The organism is Allocoprococcus comes (genome assembly GCF_013300725.1).
Classification (GTDB): Bacteria; Bacillota; Clostridia; order Lachnospirales; family Lachnospiraceae; genus Allocoprococcus; species Allocoprococcus comes_A.
Genome location: NZ_JAAIMM010000104.1, coordinates 1 through 653, shown reverse-complemented (window position 1 = coordinate 653; position 653 = coordinate 1). Strand labels below are relative to the sequence as shown.

Below are 653 nucleotides of genomic sequence, written 5' to 3'. Positions count from 1 at the left end.
ATGATGAACCGCGTACTTTTTGTAGAACGGTCCGGCGAGTTACGCCATCTGGCGAGGTTAAGTTCTTAAGGAATGGAGCCGAAGTGAAAACAAGTCTTAACAGGGCGTTAAGTCAGATGGAGTAGACCCGAAACCGGGTGATCTATCCATGTCCAGGATGAAGTTGCCGTAAAAGGCAATGGAGGTCCGAACCCACATCCGTTGAAAAGGGTGGGGATGAGGTGTGGATAGGGGAGAAATTCCAATCGAACCCGGAGATAGCTGGTTCTCCTCGAAATAGCTTTAGGGCTAGCCTCATGAGAGTCTTTTGGAGGTAGAGCACTGAATTCCCGCGGGGGCGTCAAAGCTTACCAAAGGATATCAAACTCCGAATGCCAGTAAGATGATTCATGGGAGTCAGACTACACGAGATAAGTTGGGTAGTCAAAAGGGAAAGAGCCCAGACCTGCAGCTAAGGTCCCAAAATGTGTGTTAAGTGGAAAAGGATGTGGGATTTCAAAGACAACCAGGATGTTGGCTTAGAAGCAGCCATACATTAAAAGAGTGCGTAATAGCTCACTGGTCGAGAGGTCCTGCGCCGAAAATGTCCGGGGCTGAAACACACTACCGAAGCTCAGGAATTAACCTAGTTAATTGGTAGAGGAGCATTCTTA

General features: G+C 48.1%; 1 rRNA gene. It reads left to right on the top strand.

The features are described 5' to 3' along the window. Nucleotides 1–653: ribosomal RNA gene (locus G4407_RS16245) — 23S ribosomal RNA — on the top strand; the annotation flags it as partial.